Annotated in this window: 1 pseudogene (cut by a window edge); it reads left to right on the top strand. The window is 36.3% G+C overall.

The window, feature by feature from the left end:
- Positions 1-6 precede the first annotated feature (6 nt).
- A pseudogene (hemC, locus tag FUA24_RS10880) lies at positions 7-967 on the top strand (hydroxymethylbilane synthase) (it continues 510 nt past the right edge of the window).

The following is a 967-nucleotide window of genomic DNA, read 5'->3' as shown; positions in this document are numbered from 1 at the left end:
CTCAAAATGTTTAAAACCATAAAAATTGGCACACGCGATAGCGAATTAGCGTTATGGCAAGCCAAAACCGTACAACAACAACTTGAAAATTTAGGGTATAAAACAACATTAGTTCCAGTAAAATCTACCGGAGATATAGTACTAGACAAACCACTTTATGAGCTTGGTATTACAGGTATTTTTACTAAAACCTTAGACATTGCCTTAATAAATAACGATATTGATATTGCTGTACATTCATTAAAAGATGTACCAACAATTTTACCAAAAAGCATTACGCAAGTTGCTGTTTTAAAACGCGGTAACGTTAATGACACACTTGTTTTTAAAAACAATGAAGAATTTTTAAGCGCTCCAACAGCCACCATTGCTACAGGTAGTTTACGCAGGCGTGCACAATGGTTAAACCGCTACCCAACACACACAGTGGTAGATTTAAGAGGCAATGTAAATTCACGTTTAGAAAAATTAAAAAACAACAACTGGAACGGCGCCATTTTTGCCGCCGCTGGTATTGGCAGAATAGGTTTAAGACCCACAGAATCTATTAATTTAGATTGGATGATTCCTGCACCTGCACAAGGCGCTATAATGATTGCTGCTTTAAAAGAAAACACTTTTGCCATTGAAGCTTGCCAACAATTAAACCACGAAGAAACTGAAATTTGTACCACTATTGAACGCGAATTTTTAAATAAACTTGAAGGCGGTTGTACGGCTCCTATAGGCGCTTTGGCAAGAATTAAAGATGACGAAGTAAACTTTAAAGGCATACTTTTAAGTAAAGACGGAAGCAAAAAAATTGAAGTAAAGCGTGTTGAAAAACTTGGCAATCATGATAAAATTGCAACCTACGCATCAAGTTACATTATTGAGCGCGGTGGCAAACGTTTAATGGATGATATTAAAAACGAAGGCAAGAAAACCAACGTATATTCCACAAAAACATTAACCGAAGATCAACGCT

This window comes from Seonamhaeicola marinus (genome assembly GCF_008085455.1).
Note: the sequence above shows the minus strand (reverse complement) of the source record. Positions and strands in the feature narration are given on the sequence as shown.